Origin of the sequence: Vreelandella venusta (assembly GCF_015689495.1) — a bacterium.
In the GTDB taxonomy this organism is placed as follows: domain Bacteria; phylum Pseudomonadota; class Gammaproteobacteria; order Pseudomonadales; family Halomonadaceae; genus Vreelandella; species Vreelandella venusta.
The window spans coordinates 3,193,825-3,214,867 of the sequence record NZ_CP065135.1 but is presented as its reverse complement, the minus strand read 5'-3'; the positions used below and the strand labels follow the sequence as shown (position 1 = coordinate 3,214,867).

General features: G+C 53.5%; 20 protein-coding genes. 17 read left to right on the top strand and 3 right to left on the bottom strand.

Annotated elements, in window-relative coordinates; all coding sequences use genetic code 11:
- The first annotated feature begins 109 nt into the window (after window positions 1-109).
- The 5 genes from dbpA (at window position 110) to IR195_RS15100 (ending at window position 6,661) form a co-directional block, all read left to right on the top strand.
- Window positions 110-1,507, top strand: a complete 1,398-nt coding sequence (gene dbpA / locus IR195_RS15120) for an ATP-dependent RNA helicase DbpA (RefSeq protein ID WP_146941981.1) — start codon at window positions 110-112, stop codon at window positions 1,505-1,507.
- 50 nt (window positions 1,508-1,557) lie between these two features.
- On the top strand, window positions 1,558-2,415 hold the full coding sequence (locus IR195_RS15115; RefSeq protein ID WP_125750588.1) for a PA4780 family RIO1-like protein kinase: 858 nt from the start codon (window positions 1,558-1,560) through the stop codon (window positions 2,413-2,415).
- 183 nt (window positions 2,416-2,598) lie between these two features.
- A complete protein-coding gene (locus IR195_RS15110; RefSeq protein ID WP_146942145.1) occupies window positions 2,599-3,639 on the top strand; it encodes an AbrB family transcriptional regulator in 1,041 nt (346 codons plus the stop codon).
- A 36-nt stretch (window positions 3,640-3,675) separates the two neighbouring features.
- Window positions 3,676-5,586 (top strand): ABC transporter ATP-binding protein, encoded by a 1,911-nt coding sequence (locus IR195_RS15105; RefSeq protein WP_277395546.1) that lies wholly within the window; start codon window positions 3,676-3,678, stop codon window positions 5,584-5,586.
- A 67-nt stretch (window positions 5,587-5,653) separates the two neighbouring features.
- On the top strand, window positions 5,654-6,661 hold the full coding sequence (locus IR195_RS15100) for a zinc-dependent alcohol dehydrogenase family protein (protein ID WP_172421540.1): 1,008 nt from the start codon (window positions 5,654-5,656) through the stop codon (window positions 6,659-6,661).
- 93 nt (window positions 6,662-6,754) lie between these two features.
- Here the strand turns inward: IR195_RS15100 and IR195_RS15095 are convergent, their stop codons facing one another.
- Complete coding sequence (locus IR195_RS15095) at window positions 6,755-7,021, bottom strand: hypothetical protein (RefSeq protein ID WP_125750576.1); 267 nt, start codon at window positions 7,019-7,021, stop codon at window positions 6,755-6,757.
- A gap of 130 nt (window positions 7,022-7,151) precedes the next feature.
- On the opposite strand from IR195_RS15095, the gene IR195_RS15090 reads away from it, so the two are divergent.
- Window positions 7,152-8,381, top strand: a complete 1,230-nt coding sequence (locus IR195_RS15090; protein WP_206047980.1) for a hypothetical protein — start codon at window positions 7,152-7,154, stop codon at window positions 8,379-8,381.
- 8 nt (window positions 8,382-8,389) lie between these two features.
- Window positions 8,390-9,217 carry a mechanosensitive ion channel family protein gene (locus tag IR195_RS15085; protein ID WP_125750570.1) on the top strand — a complete coding sequence of 276 codons (828 nt, stop codon included), beginning with the start codon at window positions 8,390-8,392 and terminating at the stop codon, window positions 9,215-9,217.
- Window positions 9,218-9,290: 73 nt separating this feature from the next.
- Here the strand turns inward: IR195_RS15085 and IR195_RS15080 are convergent, their stop codons facing one another.
- Window positions 9,291-10,022, bottom strand: coding sequence for a YebC/PmpR family DNA-binding transcriptional regulator (locus tag IR195_RS15080; protein ID WP_125750567.1), 732 nt, complete (start codon window positions 10,020-10,022; stop codon window positions 9,291-9,293).
- 188 nt (window positions 10,023-10,210) lie between these two features.
- Here IR195_RS15080 and IR195_RS15075 point away from each other — a divergent pair, with 188 nt between their 5' ends.
- Both IR195_RS15075 and IR195_RS15070 read left to right on the top strand, forming a co-directional pair.
- The gene (locus IR195_RS15075; protein ID WP_051626348.1) at window positions 10,211-10,828 is read left to right on the top strand and encodes a LysE family translocator; all 618 of its coding nucleotides are present in this window, start codon (window positions 10,211-10,213) and stop codon (window positions 10,826-10,828) included.
- 77 nt (window positions 10,829-10,905) lie between these two features.
- Window positions 10,906-11,391: a glutathione peroxidase gene (locus IR195_RS15070; protein ID WP_125750564.1), complete on the top strand. Its 486-nt coding sequence runs from the start codon at window positions 10,906-10,908 to the stop codon at window positions 11,389-11,391.
- Window positions 11,392-11,407: 16 nt separating this feature from the next.
- Here IR195_RS15070 and IR195_RS15065 read toward each other — a convergent pair whose 3' ends face one another.
- Window positions 11,408-11,791, bottom strand: a complete 384-nt coding sequence (locus IR195_RS15065; protein WP_206047979.1) for a DUF7079 family protein — start codon at window positions 11,789-11,791, stop codon at window positions 11,408-11,410.
- A gap of 158 nt (window positions 11,792-11,949) precedes the next feature.
- On the opposite strand from IR195_RS15065, the gene fabV reads away from it, so the two are divergent.
- The 8 genes from fabV to astB all read left to right on the top strand — a co-directional run bounded on the left by fabV (window position 11,950) and on the right by astB (window position 21,038).
- On the top strand, window positions 11,950-13,155 hold the full coding sequence (gene fabV / locus IR195_RS15060) for an enoyl-ACP reductase FabV (RefSeq protein ID WP_206047978.1): 1,206 nt from the start codon (window positions 11,950-11,952) through the stop codon (window positions 13,153-13,155).
- Between the two features lie 69 nt (window positions 13,156-13,224).
- On the top strand, window positions 13,225-13,440 hold the full coding sequence (locus IR195_RS15055) for a hypothetical protein (RefSeq protein WP_125750554.1): 216 nt from the start codon (window positions 13,225-13,227) through the stop codon (window positions 13,438-13,440).
- Window positions 13,441-13,617: 177 nt separating this feature from the next.
- Window positions 13,618-14,592 carry a GlxA family transcriptional regulator gene (locus IR195_RS15050; RefSeq protein ID WP_171880231.1) on the top strand — a complete coding sequence of 325 codons (975 nt, stop codon included), beginning with the start codon at window positions 13,618-13,620 and terminating at the stop codon, window positions 14,590-14,592.
- 100 nt (window positions 14,593-14,692) lie between these two features.
- Window positions 14,693-15,907: an aspartate aminotransferase family protein gene (locus IR195_RS15045; RefSeq protein ID WP_125750551.1), complete on the top strand. Its 1,215-nt coding sequence runs from the start codon at window positions 14,693-14,695 to the stop codon at window positions 15,905-15,907.
- Window positions 15,908-15,942: 35 nt separating this feature from the next.
- Window positions 15,943-17,007 carry an arginine N-succinyltransferase gene (locus tag IR195_RS15040; RefSeq protein ID WP_125750548.1) on the top strand — a complete coding sequence of 355 codons (1,065 nt, stop codon included), beginning with the start codon at window positions 15,943-15,945 and terminating at the stop codon, window positions 17,005-17,007.
- Window positions 17,007-18,038, top strand: coding sequence for an arginine N-succinyltransferase (gene astA, locus IR195_RS15035; RefSeq protein WP_125750546.1), 1,032 nt, complete (start codon window positions 17,007-17,009; stop codon window positions 18,036-18,038). The genes IR195_RS15040 and astA overlap by 1 nt, the downstream gene beginning before the upstream one ends.
- Window positions 18,039-18,183: 145 nt before the next feature.
- Window positions 18,184-19,659, top strand: a complete 1,476-nt coding sequence (astD, locus tag IR195_RS15030) for a succinylglutamate-semialdehyde dehydrogenase (RefSeq protein WP_206047977.1) — start codon at window positions 18,184-18,186, stop codon at window positions 19,657-19,659.
- Window positions 19,656-21,038 (top strand): N-succinylarginine dihydrolase, encoded by a 1,383-nt coding sequence (gene astB, locus IR195_RS15025; protein WP_146941995.1) that lies wholly within the window; start codon window positions 19,656-19,658, stop codon window positions 21,036-21,038. Before astD ends, astB begins: the two co-directional genes overlap by 4 nt.
- The last annotated feature ends 5 nt before the right edge of the window (window positions 21,039-21,043 follow it).

Below are 21,043 nucleotides of genomic sequence, written 5' to 3'. Positions count from 1 at the left end.
TTATGTTGTACCGTTCGCCTATCCTTGCCAAGGCATAGATGGGTGCTTTCTGGTATGGTGCTTCACATTATGGGTTTGCTGGGCAATATAGCCCCTTCAGGATAATTTTGTGTCTGACACTTCTTTTGCATCGCTGGCGCTCTCTCCTGCGCTTTTAAGCAATTTAGATTCCCTTGGCTATCACGCAATGACGCCTGTACAGGCGCAAAGCCTGCCACCGATGTTGGCGGGGCGTGATGTGTTGGCCCAAGCCAAAACGGGGTCGGGAAAAACCGCTGCCTTTGGCTTGGCGCTGCTGGCTGAGTTGCGTGTGGAAGCGTTTGCTGTACAGGGCCTTGTGCTGTGCCCCACCCGAGAACTCGCCGACCAGGTAGCCGAAGAGCTACGCCGTTTGGCGCGTGGGTTGCCCAACGTTAAAGTGCTTACCCTATGCGGCGGTGCGCCGTTTGGGCCGCAGTTAGGCTCCTTGGAACATGGTGCGCATATTGTCGTGGGCACGCCGGGACGTATCGACGAGCATTTGCGCAAAGGCTCGTTGACACTGGGGTCGCTTACCACCTTGGTGCTTGATGAAGCCGATCGTATGCTCGATATGGGCTTTCAAGACACCATTGATGCGATCATTGATGAGACCCCCGCTGATCGCCAAACGCTGCTGTTTAGTGCGACATTCCCAGACGATCAGGCGTCAGGTGGCCTGACTGCTATGACCCGCGGCATTATGCGTGAGCCAGTAATGGTCAAAGTGGCCGAGGTTCACGATGCCACTACGATTGATCAACACTTCTATGACGTTGCTAATGAAGAGGCGCGTTTTGCAGCTCTTCAGCAGCTGCTACTGGTTTATCGGCCAGCGACCAGCGTGGTGTTTTGCAACACTAAACGCGAAACTCAGGCGGTGGCTGAGCAACTGGTGGATGCCGGCTTTAGTGCCGTGGCGCTCAACGGCGACTTAGAGCAGAAAGATCGTGATCGTCGCCTAATTCTGTTTGCTAACCAAAGTGCGTCTATTCTAGTAGCAACGGATGTTGCTGCGCGTGGTTTAGATATTGCCCAATTAGACGCGGTGTTTAATTATCAGATTGCCCGTGAGCTTGATGTTCACGTGCATCGCGTAGGGCGAACCGGGCGCGCAGGGGCTAGCGGCATTGCCTGTACGCTGGTCACACCTAAAGAGCATTATCGGCTGGAGCGTTTGGAAGGCTTGCTAGAACAATCGATTACCACCGAACCCTTGCCCAAACCCCAGCATTCAGCGCCCTTTGAGCCGCCTATGGCAACACTGCAGTTGGCGGGGGGTAAGAAAGACAAGTTGCGTCCAGGTGATATCCTGGGGGCACTAACCAGCGAAGGTGGCCTGCGTGGCGATCAGGTAGGCAAAATTAAAGTGCTGGCCCGCAGTGCTTATGTGGCGGTGGAGTATGGTGCTGTTCAAAAAGCCCAGGCCAAACTTGAACGTGACAAGCTTAAAGGGCGCGCTTTCCGCGTTCGCCGTATTCGCTATTGATCTATTAATGAGTGTGCACAGATAGTAAAGAGGAGCCGACGCAGCTAACCATGAAAATCCCTAAGCGATTACAGCCCCTGGTCGATGATGGAATGATCGACGAGGTGCTGGTGCAGTTAATGAGTGGTAAAGAGGCGCAGGTATATGTCGTGCGCTGCGGTGAAGAAGTACGTTGCGCCAAGGTCTTTAAAGAAGCTAAACAGCGTAGCTTTAAGCAGGCCGTGCAATACCAAGAAGGGCGCAAGGAGCGTAATAGTCGTCGTTCGCGCGCCATGGCCAAAAAGACTCGCTACGGTCAAAAAGAGCAGGAGCAGGCGTGGCTGAATGCAGAAGTCGATGCGCTGTATCGTCTTGCTGCTGCAGATGTGCGCGTGCCTGAGCCGCATGGTTTTGTTGATGGCGTACTGCTCATGGAAATGATCAGCGATGCCGAGGGTAACGTAGCACCACGTTTAGGCGAAGTGACCCTAACCGAGGAGCAAGCGCTGCGCTATCACGCCAAAGTGATTCAAGACGTAGTGCGAATGCTATGCGCAGGATTGATCCATGGCGACTTGTCTGAATTCAACGTGCTGGTTGATGCAGAAGGGCCGGTGATTATCGATTTGCCCCAGGCGGTGGATGCGGCGGGTAACAACAGCGCGGCGGCAATGCTAGAGCGCGATGTGGATAATATGCGCGCCTATTTCGGTCGTTTCGCCCCTGAGCTACTGACTACCCGTTACGGTAAAGAAATGTGGGCTTTATATGAAGCAGGCAAGCTACATCCCGATAGCAAGCTGACTGGCCATTTTGAGCTTGATAGCCACATAGCCAATGTCGATGAGCTATTGGAAGTGATTGATGATGCCATTGAGGAAGAGGCTGATCGTCAGGCGCGCATCCGCGGTGATGATGACGAAGATTAAAAATAGCAGTACTTAACACCTAATATCAGTGACTTAAAGTCTAGTACTTAACAACTAGCACTTAACAACTAGCTCATAACACCCGAAAGCCCTTAGCAGTGGTAATCTAACGTCTACGATTAGCAGGTTAACAATTGCGTTTTAACGTTAAAGGTTAGGGTGGAGGAGAGCGTGAAGGAGAGCGTGAAGGGCATCCGTGTCAGCGCAGAAAGTGCAAAGGGACTTGTAACATCGCTTACCGTAGGCGCCGTGGGCGGCATCGTTTTTCATCTCTCCGGTTTACCGCTAGCCTGGATGCTAGGCCCGCTGATTGCCAACCTGCTGGTATCGGCAAAAGGAATTAGCGTTGGCGTACCGGAGCCGCTGCGCAACGTATTTTTAGCGGTCATGGGGTTGGTGCTGGGCAGTCAAGTAACGCCGCAGCTTGCCCATCGTGTGCTGGACTGGCCAATCTCGGCAGCACTCTTGCTGGCCGGTGTTGCGGCATCCACCGCGGTTGCCGCGGCGTGGTATCGTCGCTGTGGCTTCGACCCGGTCAGTGCTTGGTTTGGTGCATCGCCAGGAGCCATGACAGCAATGATTATGCTTGGCGATCAATGTGGCGGCGACCCGCAACGCATCGCCATTGCCCAGTCACTACGTATTATTCTCGTTATCCTGTTTCTGCCTCCCCTGTTTTGGGCATTTGAAGGCGGTGCAGGTGACATTGGGCCAGCCCAGGCTACCCTTGAGCACGGCTGGATGCTGCTCACTATTCCTTTCTTATTACCGGTGGGCCGGTGGCTGCGCATTCCAAGTTCGGCGTTACTTGCGCCGCTTATTATGGCGGCCTTGCTCTCTGGGTTTGGGCTGGCCAGCCTTACCTTGCCTAGTTGGGGAATGAACCTCATGTTATGGGTGTTGGGTAGCGCGATTGGCTCGCGTTTTCAAGGCATGACACGGCGCCTGCTCGGGCGTTATTTATGGCAGTCGGGGGTGGCGACGCTGCTGGCACTGGTGGTGTTAGCACTGTTTGCTGAACTGATCCATCAGCTGTTGGGCGTGCGCCGTGACGTAGCCCTATTAGCGCTGGCTCCCGGTGGCATCGGTGAAATGGCTATTCTTGCTGTTGCGCTGAATATCGACCCTGTGTTTGTAGCATTTCACCACTTACTGCGTATGGTCACACTGATGATCGTGGCTCCTTTTTGGGCTCGTTGGCTATTGCGTCGCCACTCTTCTTAACTACGTCTGTCTACCAAGGTAACGAAAGGACTTTCCATGTTGTCACGTACGCTAGCACCGCTGTTCCGTTACTTTGAAACGCGGGTGAACCCCTATCCTGAAGGTGAGGTTGCCACGCCACCGAAAGGTCTGCTGCCGTTTATTTGGCATTTTTCGCGCCCTGTATGGCCGTGGCTATTGCTGATGTCGGTCGCGACTGCCTTGGTTTCTGCGGCGGAGGTGGTGTTTTTTAGTTATATGGGCGACTTGGTCGATTGGTTGGGTAGCGTAGATCGAACGAATTTCTGGTCGGATCACGGACTTTGGCTGGCAGGCGTGGGCGTGTTAGTGATTATCGGCCTGCCACTACTGGTACTGGCGCAGTCTCTGGTGACCCACCAAAGCATCTTCGGTAACTACCCGATGATCGGTCGCTGGCTTTCTCACCGCCATATGCTTAGCCAAAGCTTGGCCTTTTATCAGGATGAGTTTGCAGGGCGGGTGTCGCAAAAAGTCATGCAAACAGCGTTGGCCATTCGTGAGACGGTCACCAAAGTGATGGATCTACTGGTTTACGCCATTGTGTACTTCACCGGGGCAGCAATTTTATTAGGCCGTGCAGACCCATGGTTACTATTGCCGTTAGCAGTTTGGTTGGTTGGCTATTTAGGCATTATGCGCTTTTTTGTCCCGCGCTTGCGCGACGTTTCGATGGCCCAGGCCGATGCCCGTGCCCAGATGACAGGGCGCGTGGTTGATAGTTACAGCAATATCCAAACGATTAAGCTGTTCGCTGATACCGAACGTGAACAGGGCTACGCCAAGGATGCGATGCAAGGTTTTATGGACACGGTGCATCGTCAAATGCGACTGGTCACCATCATGAGTGTCTGCCTGACGCTGCTCAATACGCTGCTACTGGTAGGAACGGCGGGTATGGCGATTAGCGCTTGGTATTTTGACGCTATATCTCTGGGCGTTTTAGCGATTGCTATCGCGCTGGTGATGCGCATCCGCTTTATGTCGGATTGGATTTTATGGGAAGTGGCTGGCCTGTTTGAAAATATTGGTACGGTGCAGGATGGTATGAATACCATCGCCCAAGAGCCTACGATCAAAGATAAGCCCGCTGCCAATACCCTTGTCGTGCCCAATGGCGAGATTGTGTTTGATGCGCTGCGCTTTCAGTACGCCCAGGCGAAGGGGGAAAGTAAAAACGTCTTTGACGGGTTGAGCCTGACGATTAAACCTGGCGAGAAAATTGGCCTGATTGGCCGATCCGGAGCGGGTAAATCCACCCTGGCCAATCTGTTGCTGCGCTTTTATGACTTACAGGGCGGGCGTATCCTGATTGATGGACAGAATATTGCTGACGTTACCCAGACCTCATTACGCCATCAGATTGGCATGGTGACTCAGGATACCTCGCTGCTGCATCGTTCGCTGAGAGATAATATTCGCTACGGTAGCCCTCATGCTAGCGATGATGATGTGTGGCAAGCAGTGTGCCGCGCCCACGCAGATACGTTTATCAACGAGTTGGTCGATCCCAAAGGGCGACGCGGGCTGGATGCCCATGTCGGCGAGCGCGGTGTGAAACTATCCGGCGGTCAGCGCCAGCGTATTGCTATTGCTCGCGTGCTGCTTAAAAACGCCCCGATTCTGGTGTTGGACGAGGCTACCTCAGCGTTGGATTCCGAAGTGGAAGCCGCGATTCAAGAGCAGCTCGATGCGCTGATGGAGGGCAAAACGGTGATTGCCATTGCGCACCGACTTTCGACTATTGCGATGCTTGACCGATTAATTGTGGTCGATGAAGGTCGTATGGTGGAGAGTGGTACTCACCAAGAATTGCTGGCACAGAACGGTATTTACGCCAGCTTGTGGCAGCGCCAGTCCGGGGGCTTTTTGGGGCACGATCTTGATCTTGGCCTTGATACTGACTCCAGTGCCCTCATTTCATATTAGACCAGTCGTTTACTAGGCTTTTTAATACTAGTCACTGTGGACGACATGTGTTCAATAGGAGGTAGTGATGCAAGCCATTCAGCTTCGAGAGCCCGGCGGTTTAGCTAAACTGGACGTGGTTGAACTAACGACGCCAGGTGAGCCTGGTCCCGGTGAAATTAAAGTACGTCTGCACGCCAGTTCACTTAACTTTCATGACTATGCCGTGGTAGCAGGGATGATTCCCACCGCAGATGGCCGTATTCCCATGTCGGATGGTGCCGGTGTGGTCGAAGCGGTTGGGGAAGGCGTTAGCGAGTTCGCAGTTGGTGATGCCGTTGTGTCGACCTTTTTCCCTGATTGGCTGGAAGGGCCTGCGCGAGTAGGCGACTTTGTCACCACGCCAGGGGATGGCATTGATGGCTATGCTCGCGAGCAAGTTGTGGCTGCCGCTACCTCGTTCACCCATCAGCCGCAAGGTTATAGTCATGCGGAGTCTGCGACGCTGACGACCGCAGGCTTGACCGCTTGGCGAGCACTAGTCGTTGATGGTGGATTAAAAGCAGGAGACACCGTGCTGGTGTTGGGCACCGGGGGCGTTTCCATTTTTGCGCTACAGTTTGCCAAGATGATGGGCGCGCGGGTAATTGCCACATCGTCTTCTAATGAAAAACTGACCCGCCTGCGCGAGCTGGGCGCTGAACACACCATTAACTATAAAGAAACGCCTGACTGGGGCAAGGCCGTTAAGGCGTTAACGAATGGTGAAGGTGTCGACCATGTTGTTGAAGTAGGCGGCCCTGGTACGCTGCCGCAATCGATTGAGGCGGTGAAAATTGGCGGCCATATCGCGCTGATTGGTGTGCTAACCGGTCGGGAAGGCGAAATACCAACAGCCAAGTTGATGGCTAAGCAAGCTAAGCTGCAAGGTCTTATTGTGGGAAGTCGTCGTCATCAAATTGAGATGATTCGTGCTATCGAAGCGGCTAATTTGAAGCCGATTATTGACCGTGAGTTTGCACTGAGTGACATTGCCGACGCCTTCCGCCATCAGGAGTCCGGTGAACACTTCGGTAAGATTTGTCTGACTTTCTAGCTAGGCAGTGCTTATTACTAGGTTGAGTTAACTTTTTTGGTTTTGGAGTGTTGCCATTGCACGCCCACTGAGGAGTGGGTGTGCAAAAAAAGATCACGTTTCCAAGCGGCTGTACACGACCCCTTTGACTTCAAGTTCCCAAATATCATCATAAGGAACGGTGACTCCTTCGATATCACCCGGGTCCCCCGTGCTGTTTTTGATCTGCGTTTCAGGAATGACCTTTAACCCCGTAAAGCCAACATGTTGAATACGTGCGCTAAATCGATTTCCTTCGTGGTCGATCAGCACCCGTTCGCCTGCAATGCACTTTGAAAGCTTTTCATGCAGTTCTGCCATAGTGACGTTAACTACGCTCATTGTCGCCTCCTGCGCTTTGCTCTCATATAAGTTAGCTATTGTATAACGACTTTATTTTAGACGATAAGTTCGGCTAACCCCTCATGAGGCATGCTAACCTTAATCCACTTATCTATGTTCGAGGCGGCATATGACGCAGCGCTCAACGAAGTCTGCTTTTTCGCCATGGGAAGTGGTGGCGCTTGAGTCGTTTCAAACACCAGAACACACCCAAGCCAGCCAGTGGCGACGTAGTTGGCAAGCAGCAACTATGTGGATAGTGGGCAGAGAGGCCTCGGAACGCCAAGCAAAACAAGAGAGTGAGCTGCGTAAGTTGCCTGAAGTCGCACTTTCGCACTGGGTGCCTGCTATTGACTGGACGCCAGCGGCTCGCGCGCTCAGCCAAGTAACGCAAGAGTATGTTGATGCGCCAGTCGTGTTGTTTATTTCACCACCTTATGGTGGCCATGGAGCTGTCGTTAGCCATTGGGCGCAGCAGCAGGGCGTCAACTGCATATCTGCACCCACCCTCAACGAACTCACAGAAGGATGCCTAGAGTGGGTCGATCGCTGTGGCCACCAGCATCAGTGGGTAATCCCTGCCTTAGAGCGGCATTTTTTACGCCATACCCAAGGGCTACAAGGCGTTCGTGAATTATTAGAGCGGGCGTTAAGTGGTCGTTTGGGGCAGGGTGTGATTGGTTGTGATAGCTGGACGTATGCTTATTTGCAGCATGCGGTGGGCTTGGAAGGCGTCCCTGTGGTTACCCTGCAGGCGTTAGAGGGTGAGCAGCTAGCGCACTACTTTGCCCAGTTGGCGGACAATGGTGGCATCCGCCCGACGGTGTATAGCTCCCGTACTGGGCAACCAGTTCTTGCTGACGTGAGTGAAGATGGCGCTGGTGGCGAGCGTTCCTGTAACGAGCGTTCCTATAAAGAGTTGCAACGCCTTGCCGCCCACTGTCGAGGGCATTTAGGTATTGCTTGGCACTACTGGCGAGAACGACTGCGCAAACCGGCGGAAAATGGAGAGAGTGGTCGTTCACAAGGGCAGTCTCAAGGGCCGTCAAAACAGTCTTCAAAAGAGCCTTCAAAAGAGCTATGGCTATTGGATGCATTGGCGGAAGCGGAGCTAGCGTCAGATATGGGGGATGTGGCAACGCTGTTGCTACATACACTGCTCATTCATGGGGGGCTAGAGGATCAAGCGTTAGGGTATGTGCTGCCCTTCTCGAGTCATGAAGCGCTAAACGCACGGTTAGCACTTGCTCGCCAGGGAGTTCTCCGTTGCCATCAAGGGCGCTGGCAAGTCGACCCATTAAGCTACGCAAGCGTGCGACAACTGCTGGAATCGCGGAACTATCTAGTTGACCCGCTTTAGGAGCTGATATGGACGGTCAAGAGCAGTACGCCAAGCTGTTTAATGATATTGATAGTCAAGCGCTGATTACCTTAGGAGTCATTCTAGCGAGTACGGTGCTATTGATTATTGTCAGTCAGCGAGGGTTGAACTGGTTAGCCAATCGCTTGCATGGCCAAGTGCGGTTTAGAGTATTTGCGCTGGTGCCACTCACCCGGTTATTGATTTTAATTACCGCGCTGGCTGTGGCTGTTCCTATCGTTATTGAGCCTTCATTACGCAATATGGTGACGCTGCTGGGGGCCATTGGCCTAGCGATTGGCTTTGCCCTAAAAGATTACGTAAGTAGCTTAATTGCCGGGGTAGTATCTGCCGTTGAATTACCCTACCGGCCAGGGGATTGGGTCAACATTGAAGGGACTTACGGCGAAGTAAAGCACGTTGGCATGCGCACAGTAGAAATAGTAACGCCCGACGATGATTTGGTGGCAGTACCTCATCTTAAGCTTTGGGATTCCGCTATTTATAACGCTAACAATGGTGACGTTAGCCTTCAGTGCGTGGCAAGTTTTTATCTTCACCCGGAGCACGAAGCAGGGTGGGTGCGTAAAGCGTTACGAGACGTTGCGTTAACCAGTGCTTACCTTAAGTTTGATAAGCCGATTATTGTCGTAGCTGAGGAGAAACCCTGGGGCACGCATTACCGTATTCGCGCTTATCCGGTGGATCCTCGGCAGCAATTTTTGTTTATCACCGATTTGACCGTGCGCGGTAAACAAGTGCTAAGCGCAGCGGGCGTTACGCCGGCATTGTTACCGCCTGATGCAGCCATGGACTCACAGGGCGCCACTAGTTAATGACGGCGACCTGCGGCCGCCAGCGACATAAGTGCTGACGGCCACAAGGGGGATGTATCAACCGAGTGACGGTTTAAGCCGTTGCTTCAGGTAGTTCGGCACTGTGGAAGACATTCTGAACATCGTCCAGCTCTTCGAGCATGCCCAGCAGTTTCTCGAACATCGCCACGTCATCGCCTTCGATGGGCGTGGTGGTTTGTGGTAAGAATTGGATTTCGTCTACTTCGAAATCAATCTCACCGAAAGCATCTAACAGCGCTTGTTTGGCTTTGGCGTAATCGGTATGCGGCGCAAACACCGTGATACGCTCCTCTTCCTGTTCAATGTCGGTAACGTCGACATCGGCTTCCATGAGGGCTTCAAGCACGGCTTCTTCATCACTGCCCGCAAACGAAAAAATCGCGCAGTGATCAAACATGTGACTAACGCTGCCAGGAGTGCCAATTTTGCTTTTCGTTTTGGTAAAGCAGCCGCGCACATCACCAAAGGTGCGATTGGGGTTGTCGGTCAAACAGTCGACGATCACCATCACGTTACCGGGACCAAAGCCTTCATAGCGCGCTGGTGAAAAGTCTTCGCCGCCTGCGCCGCTCGCTTTATCCAAGGCTTTATCGATAACGTGAGACGGTACCTGATCTTTCTTAGCACGCTCCATTAAACCGCGTAGCGCAAGGTTACCGTTTGGATCTGTGCCGCCTGCTTTAGCGCAGACGTAAATTTCACGCCCATACTTGCTGTAAACCTTGGTTTTCGCAGCGGCCGTTTTGGCCATGGATTCCTTACGGTTTTGAAACGCCCTACCCATATTGAAGTCCTTTATTAGCCATGAACCGCCTGCATAGCAGGCGTCATCGTTTTCAAAAAGGGGAAAATTTTACCCAACAGCGTACCATGCTAACAGCGTTATTTAAGGGGATAGATTTATTCGCTAAACGCTTGTGCGACTGTCGTATACTCAGCCAACCTACATTGTTGTCTTTCAAGGAGAGAAAAATGCCGTTGTCACTCTGGCTATCGCTGGCCGCTATCTGCGCCATGGGGGCGATGTCACCAGGACCTAGTCTGGCACTGGTACTGCGCCATACGCTAGGAGGTGGTCGCTTACCCGGCATGACGGCGGCGATTTTTCATGCGCTGGGCGTCGGGTTTTATGCGTTGCTCACCGTGTGGGGCTTAGGTGCGCTTATTGTGCGCCATCCAGATTTATTTCAACTAGTGACATGGTGTGGGGCGGCCTATTTAGCTTGGCTTGGGATAAAAGCACTACGGGCGGGCAGAGGTGGAGCGCTATCCCCTGATGCCGCAGTGACAACGCCACGCCAAGCTGCCAAGGAAGGGGTGCTGGTGGCGTTGGGTAATCCCAAGTTGATCATTTTCTTTGTGGCGCTATTAAGTCAGTTCGTGACGCCTGAAATGAGTGTGCTTGCCAAGGCAATTATCGTCGCAACTGCGATTATTATTGATGGGGGATGGTATGTGTTAGTAGCAGTGGGGCTTTCACACTCTCGCGTATTACCTTGGCTCCAGCGCCATGCCCACTGGATTAATCGAATCACCGGGGTGCTACTGATTGCACTGGCGCTGCGCGTTGTCGCAGGGCCGATTAGTTGATAAGCCGCACTGGTGTAACTGCCAATGCCGTGGCATGGTAAAGCCTATGCTGGTGGAGTCATTTAGGGGGCCTTGCGATGATGATTTATGAGCAAGATTGTTATACCCATCAAGGCAAGCCATTTAACTTGCGGGCGCTGCGCGGGCAGGTGTTGTTGGTCGTTAATGTGGCCAGTAAGTGTGGCTTTACCCCGCAGTTAAGAGAACTGGAAAGTTTGTACCAGCGCTACCGAGACCGTGGTTTTACGGTGCTTGGTTTCCCCTGTAACCAGTTTGGTAAGCAGTCGCCGGAGAGTGCAGAGGCTTTCTGTATCTTCGGCGAACAGCAGTTTGGCGTCAGCTTTCCACTCATGGAAAAAGTATCAGTGAATGGCCCGAACGCCCATCCGCTGTTTGTAGTGCTAAAACAAGAAGCACCGGGCGTGTTAGGCACTAAAGTGATCAAGTGGAATTTTACCAAGTTCTTGGTGGGACGCGATGGCAAGGTGATCGCACGGTTTGCTCCCAACGATCATGGCCTGTCACTGCGACTTGCGCTGGAAGCCGCCCTTGATAAAGAGTAAAGCGTAAGGTGAACGGTTAGAGCTCGCCGCGGGTAACCATTAGTCGCTGCATTAACTCTACCCAGCGATGACGAACCACCATCGTGGTTAAGCCAGAAAACAGCGCCCAACTTTTGCGCCGCCAGCCTTTCAGGCGCAGATTGTGGCTTACCAATTGCTTCATCAGCGTATAGTCATCGAATTTTCGCCATTCACTGGCAATAGACAGCTGGTGCCTCGCCATCACAGGGGCAAGCTCCAAGCGGAACATCCACTCTAGCTCTTTCAGCGACATATCATGCTGTTCGATCATCTCAATCATATGGGCGTAATCACGTTCGCTTGGCTCACGGTCCAGCCATAGCGGCGCAAGAGCAAGCCATAGGTCGCCGCGTTCATCGACTAGCTGCTGTGCGTTCATCAGGGTCTCGTCGGCAAGGAGTTGTCTGGTCGCTATCCTGCCGTGAATGGCGAAGAAGCTCAAGAGCGGACAGGGCGCGTCTAGACCGCTAGAATACCCCCACACGGTAATGGCACTGCCATGCTGATAGCGACATCAATCTGATAAAGGGGCCCAATGTGATCATTAAACCAAAAGTGCGTGGCTTTATCTGCACCACCACTCACCCTAAAGGCTGCGAGCAAAACGTTCTGGAACAGATCGAAGCGACCCGTGCGCGTGGCTTAGATAGAAGCCAAGGCCCTAAAAAGGTGCTGGTGATTGGTGCTTCTAGCGGCTACGGCTTGGCAGCCCGTATTACGGCTGCCTTTGGTTATGGCGCTGATACCCTAGGTGTTTTCTTTGAAAAGCCTAGTAGTGAGAAAAAAACCGGCACGGCTGGTTGGTACAACAGTGCCGCATTTGACAAATTTGCCAAGCAAGAAGGGCTGTACAGTAAATCAATCAATGGTGATGCGTTCTCTAACGAAGCGCGTGAAAAAGCCATTGAATTGATCAAACAGGACATGGGCGAAGTTGATCTGGTGGTGTACTCCCTCGCTTCACCAGTGCGCAAGTTGCCAGACACTGGCGAAGTAAAGCGCTCAAGCCTGAAGCCGATTGGTGAAACGTATCGTGCTACTGCGATTGATACGAATAAAGACGCCATCATCGAGGCAGAAGTCGAGCCTGCCACTCAGCAAGAGATCGACGATACCATCACGGTAATGGGCGGTGAGGACTGGGAGCTATGGATGAGCGCCCTGGACGAGGCGGGTGTACTGGCCAAAGGCGCGCGTAGCGTGGCGTTTAGCTATATCGGTACTGAAATTACCTGGCCGATTTACTGGCACGGTGCGTTGGGTAAAGCGAAAGAAGACCTTGATCGCGCCGCGACTGCGATTGACGCCAAGCTGAAAGAGACAGGCGGCGGCGCCAATGTTGCCGTACTTAAGTCGGTCGTTACCCAGGCGAGTGCCGCGATTCCAGTCATGCCGCTGTATATCGCCATGGTCTACCGCATCATGAAAGAACAGGGCCTGCACGAAGGTACGATTGATCAATTAAATCGCCTGTTTGGTGAGCGTCTTTACTCTGGCCAGACTGGCGATATGGTCACTGACGACCAAGGCCGCCTACGTCTTGATGACTGGGAGCTACGTGACGATGTACAACAAGCCTGCCAAGACCTATGGCCAACCGTCACGACAGAGAATCTGTTCGAAATTACCGACTATGCTGGATATAAGCACGAATTTTTGAAGCTGTTTGGTTTCGAGCGTGATGACGTAGATTACGACGCAGATGTGAACCCTGATGTTCACTTTGATGTCGTTACACTATAGCGCTAAGCGTGACGAGGAGGGTTAATCGCCGCGCTTTTAATCATCTAACCGGAAAGCGAGAGGTGTTGTATGGATACCAAGGAAAGCAAAACCCGGGAAGAAGAGATAGAGCACGTAATGAATGAACGTCTGCCTGAGGACTTTGAAACATCTCAGCCGCAACGGCAGCCAGAAGCGAAAAAGTCGCCTAACGGGCTACATAAGGTGCTTCCTTTCGTCATTATCGTGATGGGCATTATCGTTGCGGGCATGGTCATCCTGGGGCTTGGCAATAGCGGCGGTTAACCAAGACACATACTCCTTCTGTTGCCGGGCCTGGGCCCGGCAATTTTGTATTTATGCCTCCTATTTTAGTTTTAAGAGCCATAGCGCTGCCTTCACTTGCGCAATTGGGTAAGATGGCTTTTTCTCTAGCTATTTATCTAAGTTGGCGGCGATTTCTATGCAGCAAAGCAACTTGTTATGTTCTCAAGTACGTTGATGTCATCCGCCAGTGAGCGTCGGCGGGTGGCCTTTGTGTTGCTGCCTGGTTTTTCGCTGTTGGCCCATGCGAGCGCTATCGAGCCGCTGCAGATGGCCAATCAGCTAAGCGGGCAGATGCTTTACCACACCGTTACGTTAAGCTTAACCGATGAGCCAGTGCGCAGTGGCGCACAACTCTCCTTGTTAGCTCAACATGTCTTAGGCGCGCCGCTCGGCCCGCTTGATATGCTGCTGGTATGTGCCCCTACACCGTTACCCTATGCACTGCCGGCTAAGCTTAATGAGTGGCTGCGTAGTCATCAGGGTAGAGGTGTGGCTATTGGTGGCCTTGCGGGAGGTACGGAAGTGCTTGCCCGCTGTGGTCTATTAGAAGGCTACCGCGCCACATTGCCTTGGCAGCGCTTCGATGCGTTTGCACAGGCGTATCCTCAAGTTACGCTCTCTCAGCAACTGTTTGAAATTGATCGCGATCGGATAACCTGTGCCGGTGGCACTGCGGCAATGGATATGATGCTAACACTGATCGGCAAGCATCATGGCCAGCGCCTTGCTGAGCAGGTTTCTGAGCAGTTTGTCTGTGATCGCATTCGCTTAGCCGATGAACGTCAGCATGTACCGCTGCGCAATCGCCTTGGCCATGCGCCACAAAGCTTGGTAGATGCCGTCACACTGATGGAAGCTAATATTGAAGAACCGCTTTCTACCCTAGAGCTGGCCGAACATTTGGGCATTTCTCGACGCCAGTTAGAGCGCCTGTTCAAAAAGTATCTGCAGGCAGTACCTAGCCGCTATTACCTGGATTTGCGCCTACAAGATGCGCGCAAACAACTACGCGAGAGTGATCGGCCGGTAGGTGATATCGCACTGATGACCGGGTTCTCTTCTGGTGCTCACTTTTCTACCGCCTATCGTAATCACTTTGGCATTACACCGCGGGAAGAACGGCTTGGATAAGCGCAGCTTTTCATAATTTACCGTCCCAATACTGAAAGCGCGGCGTCTATTGCCCCCCGTATACTGAATTTATCCTTTACTCCACCGGAGGTATCGTCCCATGAGCTACACCCCAAGCCGTCAGGATTTCGATAACTACATGGCGCCAAACTACTCGCCACAACAGATTATTCCAGTGCGTGGCGAAGGCAGCCGCTTATGGGATCAGCAGGGGCGTGAATATATCGACTTTGCTGGTGGTATTGCCGTGAACTCACTTGGCCACTGTCACCCCGTGCTGGTGAACGCGCTTAAAGAGCAGGGCGAAAAGCTTTGGCACCTGTCTAACGTATTCACCAACGAGCCAGCACTAGCACTTGCCAAAACACTCACTGAGCGTACTTTTGCCGATAAAGTGTTCTTGTGCTCATCCGGTGGCGAAGCTAACGAAGCCGCACTGAAGCTAGCCCGCCGTTGGGCGGTAGACCACCATGGCGAGCAGAAAGATAAAATTATCTCGTTTTATCAGTCTTTCCATGGCCGTACTTTCTTTACCGTTAGCGTGGGTGGTCAGCCCAAGTATTCGCAAGGCTTTGGCCCGGTGCCAGGCGGCATTCTGCATGCCAACTTCAATGATCTGGAAAGCGTACGCAAGCTAGTGGGCGACGATACCTGTGCCATTATGGTTGAGCCGATGCAGGGCGAAGGCGGCATTGTTCCCGCGACCCAAGAGTTCCTTCAGGGGCTACGCGATCTGTGTGACGAACACAACGCGCTGCTGATTTTTGACGAAGTGCAAACGGGCGTTGGCCGCAGCGGTGAACTTTACGCCTACAAAAATTTCGGTATCACTCCGGATATTCTCACCAGTGCCAAGTCATTGGGTGGTGGCTTCCCGATTGGCGCCACTTTAACTACGGATGCGATTGCGAAATCTTTGGCAATTGGTACCCATGGTTCTACCTACGGTGGCAATGCGTTGGCATCTGCGGTTGCTCTGGCGGCGGTGGAATTCATTGATACTCCTGAAGTACTTAGCGGCGTTAAGCATCGTCACGACCTGTTCCGTGAGCATTTAGAAACCATTAACCGCAAACATGGCGTATTTAAAGAAATTCGCGGCATGGGAATGCTCATGGGCGCACAAATGTCGGATGCCTTTGAAGGCCGCGCTAAAGACATTCTGCCTCTGGCTATCGAAGAGGGTGTGATGGCACTGGTTGCGGGTCCCAACGTGCTACGCATGGCGCCATCTTTAGTCATTCCGGAAGCTGATATCGCTGAGGGGATGGCGCGTTTAGAGCGTGCTATTGAGCGGCTAGTTGCCAGCGCATGAGTAGGCAAGAAGCCACACAAGAGGGGGCGTTAAGGATGCTGGTAATTCGACCGGTAACAATGGCTGATCTTCCAGCCCTGGAGCAGTTGGCAGAGCACGCGGTGCCGCGGCTCACCAACCTGCCCGCCAACCGTGATCGGCTTGAGGAGCGCATTGTGCGCTCCCAAGAAGCCTTTAATAGCGACGTAGAGTTCCCTGGCAACGAGCACTACATGTTCGTACTGGCGGATGATGACCGCGAGGAAGTACTCGGCACAGCGACTATTCGCGCCCAGGCAGGCGCAGCTGAAGCCTACTACACCTATCGTCAGGAAACGCTGATTCATGCTTCTCAACAGCTGAATGTGCGCCGGGAAGTGCAAACCTTGGCGCTTTCTCATGAAGCCTCTGATGCCACGCTGCTCTGCGCGCTATCGCTTAACCCACGCTACAAAGGCACCAGTGCAGAAAGTCTGTTACGCCGTGCGCGACTCATGTTTATTGCTCAGTACCCCGAGCGTTTTTCACGCATTCTGGCGGTCGCCTTTCCAGGCTATCTGGATAGCAACAACGAATCGCCTTTTTGGGAAAGCGTCGGCCGCCACTTTTTTGCGCGCAGCTTCCAAGAAATGAATCATATTGCTGGCGTTCGCTCGAAAAGCTTTATTGCTGAAGTGATGCCGCAATTTCCGCTTTATCTACCGCTGCTAACGCCTCAGGCACGCGCTGCCATTGGCCGAGAGCATCCTGCCCATGAAGAGGCGTTAGCAGAAATGCTGGCAGAAGGCTTTGTGCGCTCCCGCCATGTCGATATTTTCGACGCAGGGCCGATTGTAAAAGCCGAGCGTGAGCGATTGGAAACCTTCCGTCGTGCCGCTTGGCATCCTGTCAGGGTACGCCCTGAACACGCGCTGCCCGATGCAGAGCCAGCGATGATTGCCAATCAAACCTTAGGTGATTTCCGCTGTGTTGTAGCGCGTTATGCGCTTTCGCCTACTGGGCAATTAATGCTTTCACCACAGCACGCTAAACAGTTGGGCGTTGAAGAGGGGCGCGCGGTGCTAGCCGCGCCATTAAGCCTGCCAAGCGCGGTAGATGCGCTTGATGAAGGAGAGATGTAATGCGCATTCGACCCATTGCCCGCGACGATTTGGATGGGCTCCAGGCGCTTGCGCAACAGGCAGGCGTTGGCTTTACCTCACTGCCGGATAACCGTGAGTTTTTGGCTGGCAAGATTGAAGCCGCTGCACGTGCCTTTGAAGAGCGCACGCCAGTCGATGATCGACTCTATTTTTTTGTACTGGAAGATGAGCAAAGTGGAGAGTTGGCCGGTTGCTGTGCTATTGAGGGTCAAGTAGGTCGTGAAGTGCCTTTTTACCACTACCGCCTGGGAACACTGGCCCATTCATCGGTACAGCTGGACTTGCACCGTACAATCGACACGCTATTTTTAAGTTCCGATCACACTGGCGATGCGGAAGTATGTTCGCTGTTCTTACGCCCTGAATACCGCGGCGAAGCGAATAAACACTTACGTAATGGCGCGCTGCTTTCCAAAGCTCGCTGGCTGTTTATGGCTCAGTTCCGTGACCGTTTTCCGCAAAAAGTGCTGGCGGAAATGCGCGGCGTGTTTGATGAAAATAACATCAGTCCCTTTTGGGAAAGCCTGGGTAAACACTTTTTTCCCATGGACTTTAATGAGGCCGATCGGTTAACCGGGCTAGGCCAAAAAAGCTTTATCGGTGAGCTGATGCCTAAGTTCCCGATCTACACCACCTTTATGTCGGAAGAGGCACTTGCCTGTATTGGCCAAGTGCACCGCCATACTCGACCAGCCCTTGAAATGCTCAAGAAAGAAGGGCTGCGTTGGGAAGGCTATATCGATATTTTCGATGGTGGCCCCACGGTGGAAGCCTATATTGACGACGTGCGAGCGATTCGTAATTCGCAGCTCTGCCAAGTGGAAGTTTCTCAAAACGCTCCGGAAGAAAGCGTCAGCCGCTGGCTGGCAGCCACTACTGAGATGCTTAACTTCACCGCTAGTTGGATAGGCCGCGGACCCAACGAGGAAAACACCATTGTGCTTAACCCTCAAGAAGCGGATCGCCTGGGCGTGACGACGGGTGACTACCTACGTTTATTGGAAACCTAGTTTTTCAAGAACCGTTTTTCAAAAATAGCCTTTCAAGAACAGTTTTTCGAGAACAGCTTTTCAAGAACGGTTTTTAAACAGTCTTTCAGAATAAATATACATAACAAGCTCGCACAACAAGCACGCACACGGGAAGGAGATGAACATGCACGCCCAACAGCAGCAACTGATTAACGGCGCCTGGGTAACGGGCGATGCCGATACCTTCACAAAGCACGACCCGGTTTCAGGAACACTGCTTTGGCAAGGTGCTTCGGCCTCAAACGCGCAGGTTGGCGCCGCTATTGATGCCGCGCGTGTGGCTTTTCCTGAATGGGCGCGCACTACGTTTGCTGAGCGCCAAGCACTTGTTGAGCGTTTTGTTGAGGTACTTACCGCCCGTCGTGAAGAGTTAGCGGTAGCGATTGCCTCTGAGACCGGCAAGCCGCTTTGGGAAGCACGCACTGAAGCCGGCGCGATGGTCGGAAAGGTGGCGTTGTCTATCAAGGCTTATCATGAGCGCACTGGTGAGCGGGAAAAAGAAGTGGGTAGTGCGAAAGCCGTACTGCGCCATCGCCCCCACGGTGTCATGGTGGTCTTTGGCCCCTATAACTTCCCCGGCCACTTGCCCAATGGCCATATGGTACCCGCGTTGCTCGCCGGTAATACCGTGGTGTTTAAGCCTAGCGACCAAACCCCGTTGACCGCCGATTTAACCCTACAGTGCTGGGTGGAGGCAGGGCTGCCTGCAGGGGTGATTAACTTAGTGCAAGGTGGTGTTGCTGTAGGTCAAGCCTTGGCAGCGCACCCCGGCATTGACGGCCTGCTGTTTACTGGCAGCGCTAAAGTGGGTGGCATGTTGCAGCAGCAGTTCGCTGGGCAGTTGGATAAAATCCTGGCGCTGGAATTGGGCGGCAACAACCCTCTGGTGGTGAAGGATGTCGACGACGAGCGTGCTGCCGTTCTGACTATTCTGCAGTCGGCGTTTTTATCCGGTGGTCAGCGCTGCACATGCGCCCGCCGCTTGATGGTGCCGCAAGGGGACGTTGGCGATCGCCTGATCGACGCGCTTTCCGACGCTATCGCCAAGCTACACGTGGCAGGGCAGTTTGAAGAAGCACCCGCAGCGCCGTTCTATGGCGGTTTGGTCAGCGTGGCGGCTGCCGATGGCTTGCTTAAGGCGCAAGACGAGCTGGAAGCCCTGGGCGGTACGGTGATTAACCGGATGCAGCGCCTTAAAGAAAACACTAGCTTATTAAGTCCGGCGCTGATTGATGTCACCGGACTAGACATACCCGATGAGGAGTATTTCGGCCCGCTGTTGAAAATTCATCGTTACAGCGATTGGGACGAAGCGTTAGCCCTTGCCAACAATACGCGCTACGGCTTGTCTGCAGGGCTGATTGGTGGTGATAAAGCTGACTGGGACGACTTCCTACTCCGCATTCGTGCGGGCATCGTGAACTGGAACCGCCAAACCACAGGGGCTTCTGGCGACGCTCCCTTTGGTGGCGTAGGTGACAGCGGTAACCACCGCCCCAGCGCTTACTATGCGGCGGACTACTGCGCCTACCCAGTGGCGTCGATGGAGGCCGATAGCTTGGAAATGCCCGAAACGCTACCGCCAGGAGTCAACCTATGAGCGACGCGGTGAATAGCAACGTGGTTAATAACAGCGTCAGAGAAGTTAATTTTGACGGCTTGGTAGGCCCCACCCACAACTACTCCGGGCTGGCCCATGGCAACGTGGCGTCGATGAGTCATGGGGGGCTGGTGTCCAACCCTAAAGAGGGCGCACTGCAAGGGCTTCTGAAAATGAAGTCACTGATGGATGCTGGCTACGCTCAGGGCGTATTACCCCCTCAACAGCGCCCCGATGTGGGCGCATTACGGGATTTAGGCTTCAGCGGTAGCAATAGCGACGTACTGAACCGTGCCGCCAAAGAGGCACCCCAACTGCTGAGGGCGGTCTGCTCAGCTTCCAGTATGTGGACGGCCAACGCAGGCACCGTTACCCCCAGTGTTGATGCGCCTGACCGCCGAGTGCACTTTACACCGGCGAACCTGCAATCCAGTTTTCATCGCTACCTAGAGCCGCAAACCACCGGCCGTGTGCTACAGGCTATTTTCCATGATGAGCAGCATTTTGCTCATCACCCTGTACTGCCAGCAACGCCTGCTTTTTCTGATGAAGGCGCGGCCAATCACACCCGGCTATGCGGTGAGCACGGCGAGCCAGGCGTTCACTTATTTGTGTATGGTCGCCAAGCATTTGGTGACGTGCGTAGCGGCGAGCGTGAGCCAAAACGCTTTCCCGCTCGGCAAACCCTGGAAGCCAGCCAAGCAGTGGCTCGCCAACACGGGCTAACGGATGCACAAACGGTGTTTGCTCAGCAGCATCCGGATGCTATCGATGCGGGGGTCTTCCACAACGATGTCATTGCCGTGGGCAATGGCCCGGTATTGCTCTATCACGAAATGGCCTTTTTGGATGAAGCGCGCACCTTAGACGAGCTGCGTAGCAAAATGTCCACGCCACTGATTCCCGTGCGGGTGTCGCTAGACGCGGTGAGCATGGAAGATGCGGTAGCGTCGTATCTGTTTAACTCCCAGCTTCTTTCCAACCCGGATGGCACCATGACGCTGGTCGTACCCAGCGAATGCCAAGAGCGCGATGCGGTTTGGCGTACGATCCAGGACTTTATTCTGGCCGGCAATAACCCGATTAGCGATGTGGTTGTTAAAGATGTTAAGCAGAGCATGCGCAACGGCGGGGGGCCTGCCTGCTTGCGCCTACGGGTTGCCCTATCCGAAGCCGAACGGGCAGCGTTGACCGGCCGCGTATTAATGAATGATGCGCTGTACGATGATTTGACTGCTTGGGTCAATCGCCACTACCGCGATCGCCTTGCGGCAGATGACCTGGCCGATCCTAAGCTCGCCACAGAAGTGCTCACGGCATTAGATGAGCTGACGCAATTGCTAAAAGTGGGATCAGTGTACCCGTTTCAGTTGGGGTAAGCAGT